The sequence below is a fragment of the Bradyrhizobium sp. IC4060 genome (genome assembly GCF_020193715.1).
GTDB classification, from domain to species: domain Bacteria; phylum Pseudomonadota; class Alphaproteobacteria; order Rhizobiales; family Xanthobacteraceae; genus Bradyrhizobium; species Bradyrhizobium yuanmingense.
This window is the reverse complement of sequence record NZ_JADYVJ010000016.1, coordinates 1-16,980: the sequence shown is the minus strand read 5'-3', so window position 1 is coordinate 16,980 and position 16,980 is coordinate 1. Positions and strand designations below refer to the sequence as shown.

Annotated in this window: 11 protein-coding genes and 1 pseudogene; 7 read left to right on the top strand and 5 right to left on the bottom strand. The window is 66.9% G+C overall.

The window, feature by feature from the left end; translation table 11 throughout:
• Positions 1–96: 96 nt before the first annotated feature.
• Complete coding sequence (glmU, locus tag I6F16_RS32795) at positions 97–1,452, top strand: bifunctional UDP-N-acetylglucosamine diphosphorylase/glucosamine-1-phosphate N-acetyltransferase GlmU (protein ID WP_225112453.1); 1,356 nt, start codon at positions 97–99, stop codon at positions 1,450–1,452.
• A 6-nt stretch (positions 1,453–1,458) separates the two neighbouring features.
• Here glmU and I6F16_RS32790 read toward each other — a convergent pair whose 3' ends face one another.
• Complete coding sequence (locus I6F16_RS32790; RefSeq protein ID WP_036012532.1) at positions 1,459–1,677, bottom strand: hypothetical protein; 219 nt, start codon at positions 1,675–1,677, stop codon at positions 1,459–1,461.
• A 221-nt stretch (positions 1,678–1,898) separates the two neighbouring features.
• On the opposite strand from I6F16_RS32790, the gene glmS reads away from it, so the two are divergent.
• The 3 genes from glmS (at position 1,899) to I6F16_RS32775 (ending at position 5,540) form a co-directional block, all read left to right on the top strand.
• Positions 1,899–3,725: a glutamine--fructose-6-phosphate transaminase (isomerizing) gene (gene glmS / locus I6F16_RS32785; RefSeq protein WP_225174297.1), complete on the top strand. Its 1,827-nt coding sequence runs from the start codon at positions 1,899–1,901 to the stop codon at positions 3,723–3,725.
• 83 nt (positions 3,726–3,808) lie between these two features.
• The gene (locus tag I6F16_RS32780) at positions 3,809–4,579 is read left to right on the top strand and encodes a DUF502 domain-containing protein (RefSeq protein WP_036012517.1); all 771 of its coding nucleotides are present in this window, start codon (positions 3,809–3,811) and stop codon (positions 4,577–4,579) included.
• Positions 4,580–4,682: 103 nt separating this feature from the next.
• Entirely contained in the window at positions 4,683–5,540 is an 858-nt protein-coding gene (locus tag I6F16_RS32775; RefSeq protein ID WP_225112451.1) for an NAD(P)-dependent oxidoreductase, read from the top strand.
• 158 nt (positions 5,541–5,698) lie between these two features.
• Here I6F16_RS32775 and recG read toward each other — a convergent pair whose 3' ends face one another.
• Positions 5,699–7,807, bottom strand: a complete 2,109-nt coding sequence (recG, locus tag I6F16_RS32770; RefSeq protein ID WP_225174296.1) for an ATP-dependent DNA helicase RecG — start codon at positions 7,805–7,807, stop codon at positions 5,699–5,701.
• Between the two features lie 184 nt (positions 7,808–7,991).
• Here recG and I6F16_RS32765 point away from each other — a divergent pair, with 184 nt between their 5' ends.
• Positions 7,992–8,282 carry a succinate dehydrogenase assembly factor 2 gene (locus I6F16_RS32765; RefSeq protein ID WP_036012510.1) on the top strand — a complete coding sequence of 97 codons (291 nt, stop codon included), beginning with the start codon at positions 7,992–7,994 and terminating at the stop codon, positions 8,280–8,282.
• On the top strand, positions 8,279–11,797 hold the full coding sequence (gene mfd / locus I6F16_RS32760) for a transcription-repair coupling factor (protein WP_225174295.1): 3,519 nt from the start codon (positions 8,279–8,281) through the stop codon (positions 11,795–11,797). Before I6F16_RS32765 ends, mfd begins: the two co-directional genes overlap by 4 nt.
• 131 nt (positions 11,798–11,928) lie before the next feature.
• On the opposite strand, the gene I6F16_RS32755 is transcribed toward mfd, so the two are convergent.
• The 3 genes from I6F16_RS32755 to I6F16_RS32745 form a co-directional block, all read right to left on the bottom strand.
• Positions 11,929–13,152, bottom strand: coding sequence for a GGDEF domain-containing protein (locus tag I6F16_RS32755; protein WP_225112448.1), 1,224 nt, complete (start codon positions 13,150–13,152; stop codon positions 11,929–11,931).
• An 87-nt stretch (positions 13,153–13,239) separates the two neighbouring features.
• Positions 13,240–14,742, bottom strand: coding sequence for a class I adenylate-forming enzyme family protein (locus I6F16_RS32750; protein ID WP_225174294.1), 1,503 nt, complete (start codon positions 14,740–14,742; stop codon positions 13,240–13,242).
• Positions 14,743–14,746: 4 nt separating this feature from the next.
• Entirely contained in the window at positions 14,747–16,591 is a 1,845-nt protein-coding gene (locus I6F16_RS32745) for an extracellular solute-binding protein (RefSeq protein WP_225174302.1), read from the bottom strand.
• Between the two features lie 258 nt (positions 16,592–16,849).
• Between I6F16_RS32745 and I6F16_RS32740 the strand changes: the two are divergent.
• Positions 16,850–16,980: pseudogene (locus tag I6F16_RS32740) on the top strand (invasion associated locus B family protein); the annotation flags it as partial.

Below are 16,980 nucleotides of genomic sequence, written 5' to 3'. Positions count from 1 at the left end.
ATTCCGGGCGTTTGCGGGGGTAGCAAGGCGATAGCTTCCGAGGGCGTTGCCGCCCGTCCGCGCCAATTTGATTCGGCCATAGCTGTCAGGATTTCGATGACCGCCCGTTCCAGCCTCACGATCGTGCTCGCCGCCGGCGAAGGCACGCGCATGCGATCAAGCCTGCCGAAGGTGCTGCATCCGGTCGCGCACCGGAGTCTGCTCGCGCACGTGCTCGCCGCCGCACCCAAGGGAACCGGCACCTCGCTCGCGGTGGTGATCGGCCCCGATCATCAGGCGGTCGCCGACGAAGCCAAGCGCATCCGTCCCGACGCGCTGACCTTCGTGCAGGCCGAGCGGCTCGGCACCGCGCATGCGGTACTGGCGGCGCGCGAGGCGATCGCGCGCGGCGCCGACGATCTCCTCATCGCGTTCGGCGACACGCCGCTGATCTCGGCCGAGACCTTTGCGCGGCTGCGCGCGCCGCTCGCCCGCGGCGCAGCCATTGCCGCGCTCGGCTTTCGCGCCGCCGACCCGACCGGCTACGGCCGCTTCATCGTCGAGGGCGACCGCCTGGTTGCGATCCGCGAGCAGGCCGACGCCAGCGCGGACGAGCGCAAGATCGATTTGTGCAACGCCGGCGTGATGGCGATCGACGGCCGCCGTGCGCTCGACATTCTCGGGCAGATCGGCAATGCCAATTCCAAGGGCGAATATTATCTGACGGATGCGGTCGAAATCGTCCGCAGGCAGGGATGGGAGTCGGTGGTGATCGAAACCAGCGAAGACGAGGTGCGCGGCATCAACACCAAGGCGCAGCTCGCCGAGGCCGAAGCCGTAATGCAGGCGCGTTTGCGCAAGGCGGCGATGGAGGCCGGCGTCACGCTGATCGCGCCGGAGACGGTGTATCTGTCCACTGACACCGTGTTCGGCAAGGACGTGACGATCGAGCCGTTCGTGGTGATCGGCCCCGGCGTGTCGATCGCGGACGGGGCGGTGATCCACTCGTTCTCGCATATCGTCGAGACGACGCTCGGCAGGAAGGTCTCGATCGGACCCTATGCGCGGCTGCGTCCCGGCACCTCGCTCGGCGACGGCGCGCGCATCGGCAATTTCGTGGAGACCAAGGCGGCGACGCTGGAGGCCGGCGTCAAGGTCAACCATCTCTCCTATATCGGCGACGCCACCGTCGGCGCCAATTCCAACATCGGCGCCGGCACCATCACCTGCAACTACGATGGCTTCAAGAAGCACAAGACGGTGATCGGAAAGGGCGCCTTCGTCGGCACCAACTCCTCGCTGGTCGCCCCGGTAACGATCGGCAATGGTGCCTATATCGGCTCGGGCTCGGTGATCACGAAGGACGTCCCCGACGACGCGATGGCGCTGGAGCGCAGCCCGCAGACCATCCGGGAAGGCGGCGCGGCGCGCTATCGCGAGATGAAGACCGGCGGCAAGAAGCCGGAGACGTGAGCGGCGCTATTCTTCGTCGGCGAATTCGGAGAAGATCGCGCGGGTCAGGCGCCAGCCGCGCGGCTTGGCGCGCTTCACCGGCTCGCCTTCGGGATGCTTGATGAAGAGGGGCTTGTTCTCTTTGCCGCGCAGCGGCGGCGGCCAATGCGCAAGGTGCGTGCCCGTGGTCTCGCTGGCGCGCAGATACATGGACGACAGACCCTTGCGGTCGGATGAGCCTTTCATGGCCTGGTTCTCCTGACCGGAATCGTTGGCCAAATGTATTGACAATAAGTTAACGGGCGCGGTTTAAGGCCGGCCAATTCGACGCAGACGGCGCAGCGGTCGCGGGCCCGTGCTGTCTCAATCAGCAATAATTATTGAGTATCTGGTTCCCTGCGATTTTCGCTAAAAACCAAGCGCGTCGTTTAGGCGATTTTTCGACGATTTGGGGGATAGTGATCCGCATGTGCGGGATTGTCGGCATTCTCGGGCGTGAGCCGGTTGCAGAGCAATTGGTGGATTCGCTCAAACGCCTCGAATATCGCGGCTACGATTCCGCGGGCGTGGCCACGCTCGAAGGCAAGCACCTGGAGCGCCGCCGCGCCGAGGGCAAGCTGAAGAATCTGGAGAAGCGGCTGGAGGCCGAGCCGCTCAAGGGTACCACCGGCATCGGTCACACGCGCTGGGCCACCCACGGCAAGCCGACCGTCAACAACGCCCACCCGCACGCGACCGAGCGCGTCGCCGTGGTCCACAACGGCATCATCGAGAATTTCCGCGAGCTGCGCGAGGAGCTCGAAAAGAAGGGCACGGTGTTCCACACCGAGACCGACACCGAGATCGTGCTGCATCTCGTCGACGATTTGCTCACCCGCGGCAATAAGCCCGTGGAAGCGGTGAAGCTGACGCTGGCGCGCCTGCGCGGCGCCTTCGCGCTCGGCTTCATCTTCGCCGGCGACAACGACCTCATGATCGGCGCCCGCAACGGCCCGCCGCTGGCGATCGGCTACGGCGACGGCGAGATGTATCTCGGCTCGGACGCCATCGCGCTCGGCCCGTTCACCGACACGATCAGCTATCTCGAGGACGGCGACTGGGTGGTGCTGACCCGCAAGAGCGCCGCGATCTTCGACAAGGACGGCCATGCCGTCCAGCGCGACAAGATCAGGCACGCCGCCTCGACCTCGCTGGTCGACAAGGCCAATTACCGTCACTTCATGGCCAAGGAGATCCACGAGCAGCCGGAGGTGGTCGGCCACACGCTGGCGCGCTACGTCGACATGGCAACCGAGCGCGTCGCGCTGCCGGTCGCGCTGCCGTTCGATTTCAAGAACATCCAGCGCATCAACATCACCGCTTGCGGCACAGCGAGCTATGCCGGGTTCGTCGCCAAATACTGGTTCGAGCGCTTTGCGCGCCTGCCGGTCGAGGTCGACGTCGCCTCCGAATTCCGCTACCGCGAGGCCCCCTTGCGCAAGGGCGACCTCGCCATCTTCATCTCGCAGTCGGGCGAGACCGCCGATACGCTGGCGGCGCTGCGCTATGCCAAGGCCGAGGGCGTGCATACGATCGCGGTCGTCAACGTGCCGACCTCGACGATCGCGCGCGAGAGCGAGACGGTGCTGCAGACGCTGGCGGGACCCGAGATCGGCGTCGCCTCGACCAAGGCGTTCACGTGCCAGCTCATGGTGCTGGCAAACCTTGCGATCGCGGCCGGCAAGGCGCGCGGCGAATTGTCGGACGAGGACGAGACCAAGCTGGTCCACGGGCTCGTCGAGGTCCCGCGCCTGATGGCCGATGCGCTCACGAGCGAGCTCCAGATCGAGAAGTTGGCGCACCGGATCGCCAAGTCGCGCGACGTGCTCTATCTCGGCCGCGGCACCAGCTTCCCGCTGGCGCTCGAAGGCGCGCTCAAGCTGAAGGAGATCTCCTACATCCACGCCGAGGGCTATGCCGCCGGCGAGCTCAAGCACGGCCCCATCGCGCTGATCGACGAGACCATGCCGGTCGTCGTCATCGCACCCCACGACCGCGTGTTCGAGAAGACCGTCTCCAACATGCAGGAGGTCGCCGCGCGCGGCGGCAACATCATTCTGATGACCGATGCCAAGGGTGCGGCGGAGGCGACGGTCGAGTCCCTCGTCACCATCGTCATGCCCGATATGGCAGCAGCCTTCACGCCGATGGTCTATGCCGTCCCGGTGCAGCTGCTCGCCTATCACACGGCCGTTGTGATGGGGACCGACGTCGACCAGCCGCGCAACCTCGCAAAATCGGTGACCGTGGAATAGGCAATCTGGATATCGATCGGCCGCTCTCTTCCAAAACCTGCTAGAAGACCCTAGCTTGTGGTAGCGACCGACCTGGAACCCGAATGACCCCCCGCGACGACGCGCCTGCGCCTCTTGATCCCGTTCCGGAACCGCATACCGGCCTGATGGGCCGTTTCCGCAATTATTTCCTGACCGGCCTCGTGGTGACGGGGCCGATCGCGATCACCCTCTATCTGGTCTGGTGGTTCGTTACCTGGGTCGACGGCGTGGTGCGGCCGTTCGTGCCGCTGGCCTACCGGCCGGAAACCTATCTTCCCTACGTCATTCCCGGCTGGGGACTGATTGTCGCATTCTTCACGCTGACGCTGGTCGGCTTCCTCGCGGCCAATCTGATCGGCCGCACGCTGGTCGATGTCGGCGAGACCTTTCTCGGCCGGATCCCGGCGGTGCGCGCGATCTATCGCGGCCTGAAGCAGGTGTTCGAGACGCTGTTCTCGGGCAAGGGCTCGAGCTTCCGGAAAGTGGGCCTGGTCGAGTTTCCTTCGCCGGGCATGTGGTCGATCGTGCTGATCTCGCAGTCGCCGAACGAGGACATCTCGCGCAGCCTGCCGGGGCAGGAGGAGCACGTGTCGGTGTTCCTGCCGTGCTCGCCGAACCCGACCACGGGCTTCTTCTTCTATGTCCCCAAAAGCAAGATCATCGAGGTCGATCTCACCGCCGAGGACGCCGCGACGCTGATCATGTCGGCCGGCGTGGTGCAGCCGGGCTCGTCGCCCGATCCGAAGAAGGCGGCCGCGCTTGCGGGCATGGCGAATGCTGCGCGGATTGCCAATGCCTCCACGCTCCGGCCCGAGCCTGCGAAGGCGGAGTAGGGCCATTCCGCCGCGGGATGGTCGCGTTCACGCGGGCGCATTCGTCCTCTGTTGGTCTCAGGTCGACCGAACCTGCCGCTCGGAATTCGACCTGGAGTGCACGATGTCCAAAACCATTGCGATCCTCGCCCCCGGCGCCATGGGCAGCGCCGTGGCCCGGCGCCTCAGCGAGAACGGTGCGCGCGTGCTGACGTCGCTCAAGGGGCGGAGCGAGGCGACGCGCAAACGCGCCGCGGACGCCGGAATGGTCGGCGCCGAGGACGATGCGATCGCGGACGCCGACATCATCCTCTCGATCGTGCCGCCGGGCGAAGCCGTCGCGCTGGCCGAACGGCTGGCCGCGCTGATCGTCAGGCGCGAGAAGAAGCCGGTCGTGGTCGATTGCAACGCCGTCAATGTCGATACCGTGCAAAGAATTGAGGAGATCATCGGGTCGGCGCAGGCGCCGTTCGTCGATGCCGGCATCATCGGCTTTCCGCCGCAGCCAGGTGGCAAGAGCCCGGCCTTCTACATGTCGGGCGAGCATGCCAAGGACGTTGCCGTGCTTGGGGATCTCGGCCTCGACGTGCGGATCGTCGAAGGCCCGGTCGGCGCGGCCTCGGCGTTGAAAATGTCCTATGCCGGCATCGTCAAGGGCCTCGCCGGCATCGGATCGGCGATGGTGATCGCAGCCACAAAGGCGGGCGCGGCCGATGCACTGCGCGACGAGCTCGCGCTGAGCCAGCCCGCCATCTTGGCGCGGCTCGAAGTCGCGCTGCCCGACATGATCCCGAAGGCCTATCGCTGGGTCGCCGAGATGCGGGAGATTTCAGGATTCCTCGGGCCCGATCATCCGGCCAGCCAGATCTACGAGGGCTTTGCGCGGTGGTTCGAGCATCTGGCGGAGGATGCGAAGGGGGAGGCTGTGGATGCCGCGTTGATGAAGACCTTCGCGGCGAGCATCGCGCGGAAGAAGGCCTGATCGCGCATTCTCGCTCTCTCAACACGTCATTGCGAGCGCAGCGAAGCAATCCAGGCTGCCTCCGCGGAAAGATTCTGGATTGCTTCGCTGCGCTCGCAATGACGTGGAGGTTCCGGTGCCTTTGCGTCTGTCACGAACCTTGCGGCACTGCCTCAAAGTTAGCCCGCTCCGATCAGCGGAATCGCCTCGTCGCGCTCATAGAGATACAGCAGGCTCCGCAGCGCTTCGCCGCGTTCGCCCTTCAGCTTCGGATCCTCCTTGAGGATTCGCAGCGCCTCGTCTCTTGCCTGGGCGATCAACTGGCCATGCACCTCCGGGCGCGCGATGCGGTAGCCGGGCAGGCCGCTCTGGCGCACTCCCAGCACGTCGCCTTCGCCGCGCAGCTTCAGGTCTTCCTCGGCGATGCGGAAGCCGTCGGTGGTCTCGCGGATCACTTTCAGCCGCGCCTTCGACATCTCGCCGAGCGGCTCGCCATAGAGCAGGATGCAGGTCGATGCTTCGGAGCCGCGCCCGATGCGGCCGCGGAGCTGGTGGAGCTGGGCAAGACCGAAACGCTCGGCGTTCTCGATCACCATGATGGTGGCGGCCGGAACGTCGACGCCGACCTCGACCACGGTGGTCGCGACCAGCAGGCCGATGTCGTGCGCGGCGAACTGGGCCATGACGCGGTCCTTCTCGGTGCCCTTCATCTGGCCGTGGACGAGGCCGACGCGATCGCCGAAGCGCTTTTGCAGGGTCTCGAAACGCTTGGTGGCGTTGGTGAGATGCTCGGTGCCCTCAGCCCCGGACTCCTCGACCAGCGGGCAGATCCAGTAGACCAGCTTGCCGGCTTCGAGCGCGCGACCGACGCCTTCCATGACCTCGCTGATGCGGCTCATCGGCACGGCCCGGGTATCGATCGGCTGGCGGCCGGCCGGCTTTTCGCGCAGCTCGGAAATGTCCATGTCGCCAAAATAGGTCAGCACCAGCGTGCGCGGGATCGGCGTTGCGCTCAGCACCAGCACGTCGACAGCCTCGCCTTTGGACGTCAGCGCGAGGCGCTCGCGCACGCCGAAACGGTGCTGCTCGTCGACGATGGCGAGCGCGAGATCCCTGAAGACGACATCGTCCTGGATCAGCGCATGGGTGCCGACGAGCAGGTCGATCTCGCCGTCGGCGAGCTCGGTGATGATCTCGCGCCGCTCCTTGCCCTTCTCGCGGCCGGTGAGGATGGCGACACGCAATCCCGCGCGCTCGGCGAGCGGAGCGATGGTCTTGATGTGCTGGCGCGCCAGGATCTCGGTCGGGGCCATCAACGCGGCCTGCTTGCCGACCTCGGCGACCGCGGCGGCCGCGAGCAGCGCCACCACGGTCTTGCCGGAGCCGACGTCACCCTGCAGCAGGCGCAGCATGCGCAGCGCCTGCTTGAGGTCTTCGGCAATCGCCGCCGCAGCGTTGCGCTGTGACGGTGTGAGCGCGTAGGGAAGGGCATCGATGATCTTGTTGCGCAGATGCCCGTCGCCGGCATTGCGCACGCCCGCGGGACGGCGCAGCTGCGCGCGGATCAGGGCGAGCGCGAGCTGGCCGGCCAAGAGCTCGTCGAAGGCGAGGCGCGACCAGAACGGCCGGTCGGGCAAGATGTCGGTTAGCTCGACCGGCTGATGCACGCGGTTGAGCGCTTCCGCGATCGGCGGGAAGTCGCAGCGCCGCAGCACCTCCGGGCTGATCCATTCCGGCAGCGCGGGAAGCTTTTGCAGCGCCTGCGCGATGGCACGACGGAGCGATCCCAGCGCGAGGCCTTCCGTCAGCGGATAGACCGGGTCGATCCCCGACAGCTTCGAGATCGCCTCCTCGTCGAGCACGCGATCGGGATGCACGATCTGCGGGATGCCGTCGTACATCTGCAGCGTGCCGGAGACGAAGCGCTTCTCGCCGACCGGCAAGAGCTTTTCGACAAAGCCCGGCTTGGCGCGGAAGAAGGTCAGCACCACGTCGCCGGTATCGTCGCTGGCGTAGACCAGATACGGCGCGCGCGAATTGCGCGGCGGGGGCGGGCGGTGACGATCGACGGTAACCTCCAGCGTCACCATGGTTCCAACGGCCGCGTCGCGGATCTTCGGCCGGGCCCGGCGGTCGATCACCTGGCTCGGCAGATGCAAGAGCAGATCGACCAGCCGCGGCGTCTCGCTGCGGCTGAGCAGGTACTGCAACAGCTTGTCCTGCTTCGGACCGACGCCGGACAGGCTGGTCACGGGAGCAAACAGCGGATTAAGCAGGCTGGGGCGCATGAGAGCGAATCTAGGATCGTTTCGGCCCGTCATGCCCCGCTTTATGCCGGGCATCCACGTCTTTTTTCGTAGCCGCCCGCGAGCTCCGGCCATGCCAAATCAAGGGCTGACACCGGGGGTCCAAGTGGCTATATCACCCCCGCCCGGCACGTCCGGGCTTTCTGCGTTTGACTGGATTTGAGACATGACGGGAACGACACGATCGAGCAGCGGGCTGGATGACCGCCGCAAGCGGCTTCTGTTCCGCTGCTGGCACCGCGGCACGCGCGAGATGGACCTGATCCTCGGCCGCTTCGCGGATGCCGAGATCGGCAATCTGTCCGACGACGAGCTGAGCCAGCTCGAGACCTTGCTCGAGGTCAACGATCCCGATCTCTATGCCGCCATCACCGGCGACAAGGTGCTGCCGGCCGACGTCGCCGGCGCGCTGTTTGCCCGCATCAAGGCGTTTCCGATCGCGGACGGCAACGCATGAAGCAGGGAATGAAATCTCCGGCCGAGCTGCTCGCGCCCGGCCGCGCGCTGACGCTCGCCAATGTCGCGGAAGGTGCCGAAGGCCTCGTCGTCTCCGATCTCGCGCGCGCCATCGCGGCGCGGCCGAAGAAGCCGGCGGTCAGCCTTGCGGTCGTCTGCCGCGACGGCGGGCGCATGCAGTCGCTCGAACGCGCACTTAGGTTCTTCGCGCCCGATCTGCCGGTGCTGACCTTCCCGGCCTGGGACTGCCAGCCCTATGACCGCGTCTCGCCGCATGGCGGCGTTCTCGCCCAGCGCCTGACCACGCTGGCGCGGCTGGCCTCGCTCACCGGCAGCGACAAGCCGCTGATCGTGCTGACCACGGTGAACGCTGTGGTGCAGCGCGTGCCCGCGCGCGAGCTGGTCGCGGCGCAGGCGCTGTCGGTCGCGCCGGGCAATGTCGTGCCGATGGACACGGTCGTCGCCTGGCTCGAGCACAACGGCTACAACCGCTCCTCCACCGTGCGCGAGCCCGGCGAATACGCCGTGCGCGGCGGCATTTTGGATCTGTTTCCGGCCGGCCTCGAGCAGCCAGTGCGGTTCGACTTCTTCGGGGACAGCCTGGAATCGATCCGCTCCTTCGACGCGGAGACCCAGCGCACGCTGCTCGACATGCGTTCGCTCGACCTCGTGCCGGTCTCCGAGTTTCAGCTCGTCACCGACACCATCCGGAGATTCCGCATGGGCTATGTCGCCGAGTTCGGCGCGCCCGAGCGCGACGATGCGCTGTACGAGGCCGTCAGCGAGGGCCGCCGCCATCCCGGCATGGAGCACTGGCTGCCGTTGTTCCAGGACCGGATGGATACGCTGTTCGACTATCTGCAAGGCGCTCCGATCGCGATCGAGCCGCAGGCCGAGGACGCCGTGCGCGAGCGCTTCAAGCAGATCCTCGACTATTACGAGGCCCGCCGCGAGGCGATGGAGCATCCCGGCGGCGGCGCGATCTACAAGCCGCTGCCGCCCGACCGGCTGTACCTGACCGAGGAGGAATGGACCAAGCGCCTCGGCGCGATCCCGCTGGCGCGGCTGACGCCGTTCTCGGTGCCGACCGACGGCACCGGCGTTGTCGATGCCGGCGCGCGCAAGGGCCGCGACTTCGCGCCGGAGCGCAACGACAGCAATGTCAACGTGTTTGAGTCCGTGGTCAGCCACGTCATGGCGCTGCAGGTGCAGCGCAAGAAGGTCGTGATCGCGCTGTGGACGGAGGGCTCGCGCGACCGCATGACCTCGATGCTGCGCGACCACAAGCTCGCCCACGCTACCAGCGTCAACTCATGGCGGACGGTGCAGGCGACGCCGCGCAACGAGACCATGCTCGCCGTGCTCGGCCTCGAGAGCGGCTTCGAGACCGACGAGATCGCCGTCATCAGCGAGCAGGACATCCTCGGCGATCGCCTGGTGCGGCCGCGCAAGGCCAGTCGCAAGCTAGACAATTTCATCTCGGAGGTGACGAGCCTCACCGCCGGCGACATCGTCGTCCACGTCGATCACGGCATCGGCCGCTTCATCGGCCTGCAGACGCTGGACGTCGCCGGCGCGCCGCATGACTGCCTCGAGCTGCATTATGCCGCCGAGACCAAACTGTTCCTGCCGGTCGAGAACATCGAGCTGCTGTCGCGTTACGGCTCTGATCAAACCACCGTCGAGCTCGACCGCCTCGGTGGCTCGGGCTGGCAGACCCGAAAAGCAAAACTGAAGAACCGCATCCGCGAGATCGCGGGCGAGCTGATCAAGATCGCGGCCGAACGCATGCTGCACGAAGCGCCGAAGCTGCCGGTGCAGCAGGGCGTCTACGACGAGTTCTGCGCACGCTTCCCCTATGACGAGACCGAGGACCAGCTGGGCGCGATCGAGTCCACGCTGAAGGATCTCGAAAAGGGCCGCCCGATGGATCGCCTGATCTGCGGCGACGTCGGCTTCGGCAAGACCGAGGTGGCGCTGCGCGCCGCCTTCGCCGTGGCGCTCGACGGCAAGCAGGTGGCGGTCGTGGTGCCGACCACGCTGCTGGCGCGCCAGCATTACCGGACCTTCAGCGAGCGCTTCAAAGGCTTCCCGGTCAATGTCGCGCAGGCCTCGCGCCTGATCCCGACCAAGCAGCTCAACGAGGTCAAGAAGGGTATCGCCGACGGCTCGGTCGACATCGTCGTCGGCACCCACGCGTTGCTCGGCAAGGCGATCAAATTCCGCGACCTTGGCCTGCTCATCGTCGACGAGGAGCAGCATTTCGGCGTCAGCCACAAGGAGCGGCTGAAGGCGCTGCGCGCCGAGGTGCACGTGCTGACGCTGTCGGCTACCCCGATCCCGCGCACGCTGCAATTGGCACTGACCGGCGTGCGCGAGCTCTCGATCATTGCCTCGCCCCCGGTGGATCGCTTGGCGGTGCGCACCTTCGTCGCCCCGCACGATCCCCTGATGATCCGCGAGGCGCTCTTGCGCGAGCGCTATCGTGGCGGCCAGGCGTTCTACGTGGTGCCGCGCATCGACGATCTCGCCGAGGTCAAGGACTTCCTCGACAAGAACGTGCCCGAGATGAAGGTCGCGGTCGCGCACGGCCAGATGCCGCCGGCCGTGATCGAGGACATCATGACCGCGTTCTACGACGGCAAGTTCGACGTTCTGTTGTCGACCACCATAGTCGAGTCCGGCCTCGACATCCCCAACGCCAACACTTTGATCGTGCATCGCGCCGACATGTTCGGCCTTGCCCAGCTCTACCAGCTGCGCGGCCGCGTCGGCCGCTCCAAGCTGCGGGCCTATGCGCTGTTCACGCTGCCGGCGCAGCAGAAGATCACGGCGCAGGCCGAGCGCCGGCTCACCGTGCTGCAATCGCTGGAGACGCTGGGCGCCGGCTTCCAGCTCGCCTCGCACGACCTCGACATCCGCGGCGCCGGCAATTTGCTCGGCGAGGAGCAGTCCGGCCACATCAAGGAGGTCGGCTTCGAGCTCTATCAGTCGATGCTGGAGGAGGCGATCGTCAATCTCAAGGCCGGCGTCTCCGAGCCCGCCGCCGATCGCTGGTCGCCCCAGATCACCATCGGCATGCCCGTGCTGATTCCGGAGGACTATGTCAGCGACCTCTCGGTGCGGCTGTCGCTGTATCGGCGCTTGGCCGATCTCGACACCGAGGAGGAGATCGAGAATTTCGGCGCCGAGATGCGCGACCGCTTCGGCGTGCTGCCGGACGAGGTGCGCTATCTGTTCAAGGTCGCCGCGATCAAGGCGTTCTGCCGGCGGGCCAATGTCGAGAAGATCGACGCCGGTCCGAAGGGTGCCGTCATCGTCTTCCGCGACAATTCCTTCGCCCATCCCGAGCGCCTCGTGAGCTTCATCCGCAGCTACGGCCAGGCCGCCAAGGTGCGCCCCGACATGAAGGTGGTGTTCCTGCAGGACTGGGAAACGCCGGAGGAGCGGCTCGCGGGCACGACGGAGATCATGCGGCAGCTGGCGCAGCTCGCCGAGAGCAAGAAGGCGGCGTAGAGGCACCGGCCTCACCGCGTCATTGCGAGGAGCCCTTGCGACGAAGCAATCCAGAGTCTCTCCGCGCAGAGAGTCTGGACTGCTTCGCTGCGCTCGCAATGACGGTGGTTGTTGCTGCAGCTCGCGAAAAACTACGACGCCGCCCTCGATGCCTCCGCCGACAGGCGCGCCAGCAGCGAGCGTGCCGTGTCCGACGGCGACAGCGAGTCCACGCTGACCACGGGATCGCTGCGCATCTCGTGCTTGCCGTTGGAGGTGTGCCGCATCACCGCCGACAGGCGGCGCGCGATCATATGCGCGGTGCGGAAGTCGGTCTCGGCGAACACGACGATGACCGAGCCGTCCTTCTGCGCGGCACCAAAGTCCATCTGCCGCATCAGGCGGCTGAGGATGCGGGCGGCGTCGAGCTGGGCGCGGGGATTGTTGGGATCGAAGGCGAAGCGCGCGACCGAGAGGCCGCCGCCGCGGGCGAGCGTCTGCTCGACCGCCTTGGCGAAATCGCGGGCGAAGGCTTCCACCGTGAGCAGGCCGCTGCGCGGATCGAGCCAGCCGCCGGCATCGATCGAGCGTAGCGTGCGGCTCAGCTGCGCTTCCATGGCGTGCTGGCGGATCAAGGGCAGCGCGTTGGCCGCGATCCTCGGCGGCTCGCCGGTGATCAGCTCGAGATTGGGCAGGTCGTAGCTCTGGGTGAGCTGGTGGGCGGTGACGACCACGGGCAGGCTGCGGAAGCGGGTGTCCTCGGCGAGCACGGTCAGAAACGCGTCGGTCACGCGCGCGGTAAAACCTTCGGCGAGCACGACGCCGTCGAGATCGCGGGTGTTGAGGTGTTTCGCGGCAGCCTCGATCGAGAGCGCACCGACCACGCCGACGCGTTCGCCGAACGCGACGGAGAGCGCAGGGTAAGCCGCGCCGCGGCCGATCAGGAGCACGGTGGCATCGCGTGCGGGATCGCCCTGCGGCAGCGCGATTTTCACTTCGGGCAGCCGGCGCAGAACCGTTGCGTGCAATGTCCGCACGCGCAGCGCCGCCCGGAGCCGCGCGATCAGCCGGTCGGGATTGCCGCCGCGCGAGGAGAAGGGCAGGGCGTTGTGCGGCAGCGTGCCCGCCGCATCCAGGGCCACGAAGGGCAGGTAAGGCGATTGAGCGGTGATCGTCTTTGCGAGCCGCGTCACATGCGGCTCGTGTCCGGCATGGACCGCAGCGAGAACCGCGGCCGGCTGCACCTCTTCGACCGCGCGCGGCGCGCTGGTCCAGTTGGTGTCGACGACGGGAAAGAGCCGGGCCTCGTCCAGCGCCGCCACGAAGGCGGGGCGTTCGGCATCGGACACAAACAGGATCGGGCCCGCCTGGGACATGTAAAAACTCTGATCGCGCAACAATTTGCCGCCGCAATCTAGTTTGGCCGCCTTAATGCTGCGTCAACGCAGGCGCTGAAACCGCGCCTAGACCGGCCCGGAGCGGTCGCGAAAAGCCTCGACCATCAGGGGGTTAAGCCCGAGCTCGCTGAGCGCCTCACGGGCGCGGGCATTGTCCTGGGCGCGCCCGGCGAGCCGGTGGCCGGAGAGGCGGTCGGGCAGCGCCGTGAGCAGCGAGCCCTGGCCGAGCCGGCGCGCCCATTCCTGCAGGTCGTTTGAGAGGAAGCGATAGCCGCCGACCGCCATGATGCCGGAGGGCGGCGCTGTGATGCAGATCGCGCCGCTCGGGCGATCGAGCCGCGCGGCATAGCCGGTGTCGACATAGTCGCGCGGCGGCTGCGCCGTCAGCGTCTCGCCGACCGGCTGCGGCGGGGCGTAGGCCGCGATCGGCACCATCGCGCCGCGCAGGCCAAGCGTGCCCTTCGGCGTCAGCAGGATTTCGCCGGCGATGGAGGAGCCGGACTGCTCGCGCGGAGCGCCGTGCGGCCCCGGCATGACAGGCACCGGCATGCCGTCCTCGCCGCGGCGGGCGCCGAACAATCCGGCCTCGCCGAACAGGTAGACGTCGGTCAGCGGCGCATGCGGCGCAATCCAGGCATCGCTCGCCGCGACCTGCTCGGGCGCGCGCCACAGGCCGATGACGTTGCGCAAAGTCGGCATCCGCGCCGCGAGGTCGGCATCGCCGAGCCGCAGCGCGAGCTGCGCCGGCGCGATCAGCACCTCGCATTCGTGCTCGTTGATCTGCTGCTCCAGCACATCGTTCTCGAACGGATGATGCAGCGCCATCGTGCCGCCCGAGAGCAGCCACACCGCGAGCGAGGAGGCGAGCCCTGCGAACGACATCGGCGTGAACGCCGCCATCACGGTCGCGCCCTGCTTGATGTCGGCTTCGAGCGACATCGCAAGGCCGCCCGCGATCAGGCTGAAATGCGGCCGCGGCACCGGACGGAAGCCCTCCGCCGTGACGTCGAAGGAGATCATGGCCGCCTTGCGGCCGTCCTGGATCACGGCGCGCGTGGTGCCGGGCGGGCGTGCCAGGACGTCGTCGAGCGAAGCCATGCCTTCGGGCAGGTCGCTTCCGAAGCCGTAGACGTGCCGGATCGAGAACGCCTCGGCCGCGGCGTGCATGGCGAGATCAGCATAGCTGACGCCGTCGACCGTGCTCATGGTAACGATGGCGCGCGCGGCGGTGCGGTTGAGCGCTGCGGTCAGTTCCGCATGGCGCCAGAGCAGCGGCAGCACGGCGACAACGAGGCCGGCGCGATGGGCCGCGAGCACGGTCAGCACGAACTCGACAGTATTCGGCAGCTGGATCGCGATGACGGAATTGGCGGGCAGGCCGGATTCGACGAAATGCGCCGACAGCGCCTCGATGGCGGTATCGGCCTCGGTATAGGTCATCCGCCGCGGCCGGTGCCCGGTGATGCGTGCCTTGTTGAGCGGATCGAGCAGGGCGGTCGCGTGGGGCTGCCGCATCAGCGTGCGCTGAAACAATGTGTCGAGCGTCGGCGATATTGCTGGCTGGTTCACGGCGTCACTTCGCTTGATGAGCTTGCGGCTGCCCCTTCGACCACCAGGTCTCCGGCAAATAGCCCGAGAGCGAGGTGGTCTTGGGCCGTTCTATCCGATTCCAGCGCGCGATCCATTGCTCCGATACGTTAAAGAGCGGGATTGTGTAGAAGCCCGCGATCAGAGCGCGGTCGAGCGCGCGCACCGCCGCAACGAAATCCGTATGTTCACGGGCCTCGAGCAGGGCGGCGATCATGGCATCGACGGCGGGATCCCTGGCGCCCATGTAGTTGCGGGTGCCCGGATTGTCCGCGGCCGCACTGCCCCAATAGAAATACTGCTCGTTGCCGGGCGACAGCGACTGGTCCCAGCGGTTCTGGATCATGTCGAACTCGTAGGCGAGCCGGCGCTGGTCGAATTGCACGGGATCGACCGAGCGCACGCTGGCCTCGATGCCGGCGCGTCTGAGGTCGCGCTGGAAGGCGAGCGCGATGCGCTCCTGGTCGCGCGTCGTGACCATGATCTCGAAGGTGAAGGGGCTCTTGGTCGCGCGATTGCGCAGCACGGTGCCGTCGAGATCGTAGCCGGCCTGCGACAGCAGCTTCAGCGCGGCGCGCAGCGTGGTGCGGTCGCGGCCTGATCCGTCAGTGACCGGCAGGCGGTAGCTGCCGTCCAGGATGTCGGGCGGCATCCGTGTGGCGAACGGTTTGAGCAGCTCGCGCTCGCGCGCATCCGCAGGCCTGCCATAGGCCGACAGCTCCGAGCCGGCGAAATAGCCGGCCACGCGCGAATAGAGCCCGAAGAAATAGCTGCGGTTCACCAGCTCGAAATCGAGCAGCAGCGTCAGAGCCTGCCGCACGCGGATGTCGGCGAAGACAGGACGGCGGGTGTTGAACACCAGGAATTCGGACGGCTGCGGCAGGCCGGGCTTGACGGTGTCGCGGATCACCTCGCCGCTTTTGGCTGCCGGAAAGTCATAGCCGTCGTGCCAGCGCAGCGGCTCGTGCTCGACGCGGAAATCGTAGAGGCCGCGCTTGAACGCCTCGAACTGCCCGTTGGCCTCGCGAAAATAGTCGAGCCGGATCTCGTCGAAATTGTAGAGCCCGCGATTGATGGCGAGGTCGCGGCCCCAATAATCGGGATTGCGCGCAAGCGTCACGCTGGCGCCGGGCTTCACCGCCGTGACGCGATAGGGGCCTGAGCCAATCGGCGCGGTCAGCGTCGTCTCCTCGAAGGTCGCGAAGTCGATGGCGTGCTTCGGCAGGATCGGCATCAGGCCGAGAATCAGCGGCAGCTCGCGGTCGTTGGCGCCTGTCAGGTCGAATCGGACGGTGAGGGGATCGAGCGCTTCGGCCTTGGCGACCTTGCCGTAGTACTGCCGGTGATTGGGGCGGCCGTGGTCGCGTAGCAGCTGCCAGGAGAACAGCACGTCCTCGGCCGTGACCGGCTTGCCGTCGGAGAAGCGGGCGCGAGGATCGAGACGGAAGGTGACGAAGCTTCGCTCGTCATTGGTTTCGACGGTCCTGGCGAGCAGGCCGTAAAGCGTGAACGGCTCGTCCTGCCCGCGCGCCAGCAGGCTCTCGACCACGTAGTTGCGGACCGGCTGCACCGCCAATCCCCTCACGATGAAGGGATTGAGGCTGTCGAAGGTGCCGAGAATGCCCCAGGTCAGACGGCCGCCCTTGGGGGCATCGGGGTCGGCGTAGGGCATGTGGCTGAAGTCGGCGGGCATCGCCGGCTTGCCGTGCATGGCGATCGCGTGGGCCTCCTCGGCCGCGGCGGTGCCTGCCGACAGCATCCCGGCAAGCGCAAGGGCAAGGGTATAGAGGCGGAGGCCGGGGCCCTCGAAGAGGCGCTGGAACATGAACATCGGCACAAGGTGATTCGAGGACCGTCGGGCGAATCTTATCACAGGGAATTTGATGGGGCTTTCGCGCCAGACCGGCCAAAGACGCTTGTCGGCATTGATCTTTTCGTCGGCCACGTTAAGAAGGCACCCAATCGCGCAAGAGCGTCGAGCCCGTCACTTATCCGCCTCAATTGACGGGGAGAGAGCCGCGCCCAAGGCGGCCAGGTTCGGCGCTTCGGAGCGGTTCGGGCACTTCCCGTTCAGAAAGGGTTTTCCGCAATGAATTTCCGTTACTTGGCCGCGTCCGTCCGGCCGCGCGGGCGACTTCTCGCCCTGTTGACGGCGACGGCGTTGGCCGTTCCGTTTGCCGCCGAGGCCCAGACCCCTGCGCCGGCCCCCGGCGCCCCCGC

Excerpts from the sequence above, each read along its gene's own strand:
- glmU (WP_225112453.1), top strand. The coding sequence starts at position 97 with ATGACCGCCCGTTCCAGCCTCACGATCGTGCTCGCCGCCGGCGAAGGC.
- I6F16_RS32790 (WP_036012532.1), bottom strand. The coding sequence starts at position 1,677 with ATGAAAGGCTCATCCGACCGCAAGGGTCTGTCGTCCATGTATCTGCGC.
- glmS (WP_225174297.1), top strand. The coding sequence starts at position 1,899 with ATGTGCGGGATTGTCGGCATTCTCGGGCGTGAGCCGGTTGCAGAGCAA.
- I6F16_RS32780 (WP_036012517.1), top strand. The coding sequence starts at position 3,809 with ATGACCCCCCGCGACGACGCGCCTGCGCCTCTTGATCCCGTTCCGGAA.
- I6F16_RS32775 (WP_225112451.1), top strand. The coding sequence starts at position 4,683 with ATGTCCAAAACCATTGCGATCCTCGCCCCCGGCGCCATGGGCAGCGCC.
- recG (WP_225174296.1), bottom strand. The coding sequence starts at position 7,807 with ATGCGCCCCAGCCTGCTTAATCCGCTGTTTGCTCCCGTGACCAGCCTG.
- I6F16_RS32765 (WP_036012510.1), top strand. The coding sequence starts at position 7,992 with ATGACGGGAACGACACGATCGAGCAGCGGGCTGGATGACCGCCGCAAG.
- mfd (WP_225174295.1), top strand. The coding sequence starts at position 8,279 with ATGAAGCAGGGAATGAAATCTCCGGCCGAGCTGCTCGCGCCCGGCCGC.
- I6F16_RS32755 (WP_225112448.1), bottom strand. The coding sequence starts at position 13,152 with ATGTCCCAGGCGGGCCCGATCCTGTTTGTGTCCGATGCCGAACGCCCC.
- I6F16_RS32745 (WP_225174302.1), bottom strand. The coding sequence starts at position 16,591 with ATGTTCATGTTCCAGCGCCTCTTCGAGGGCCCCGGCCTCCGCCTCTAT.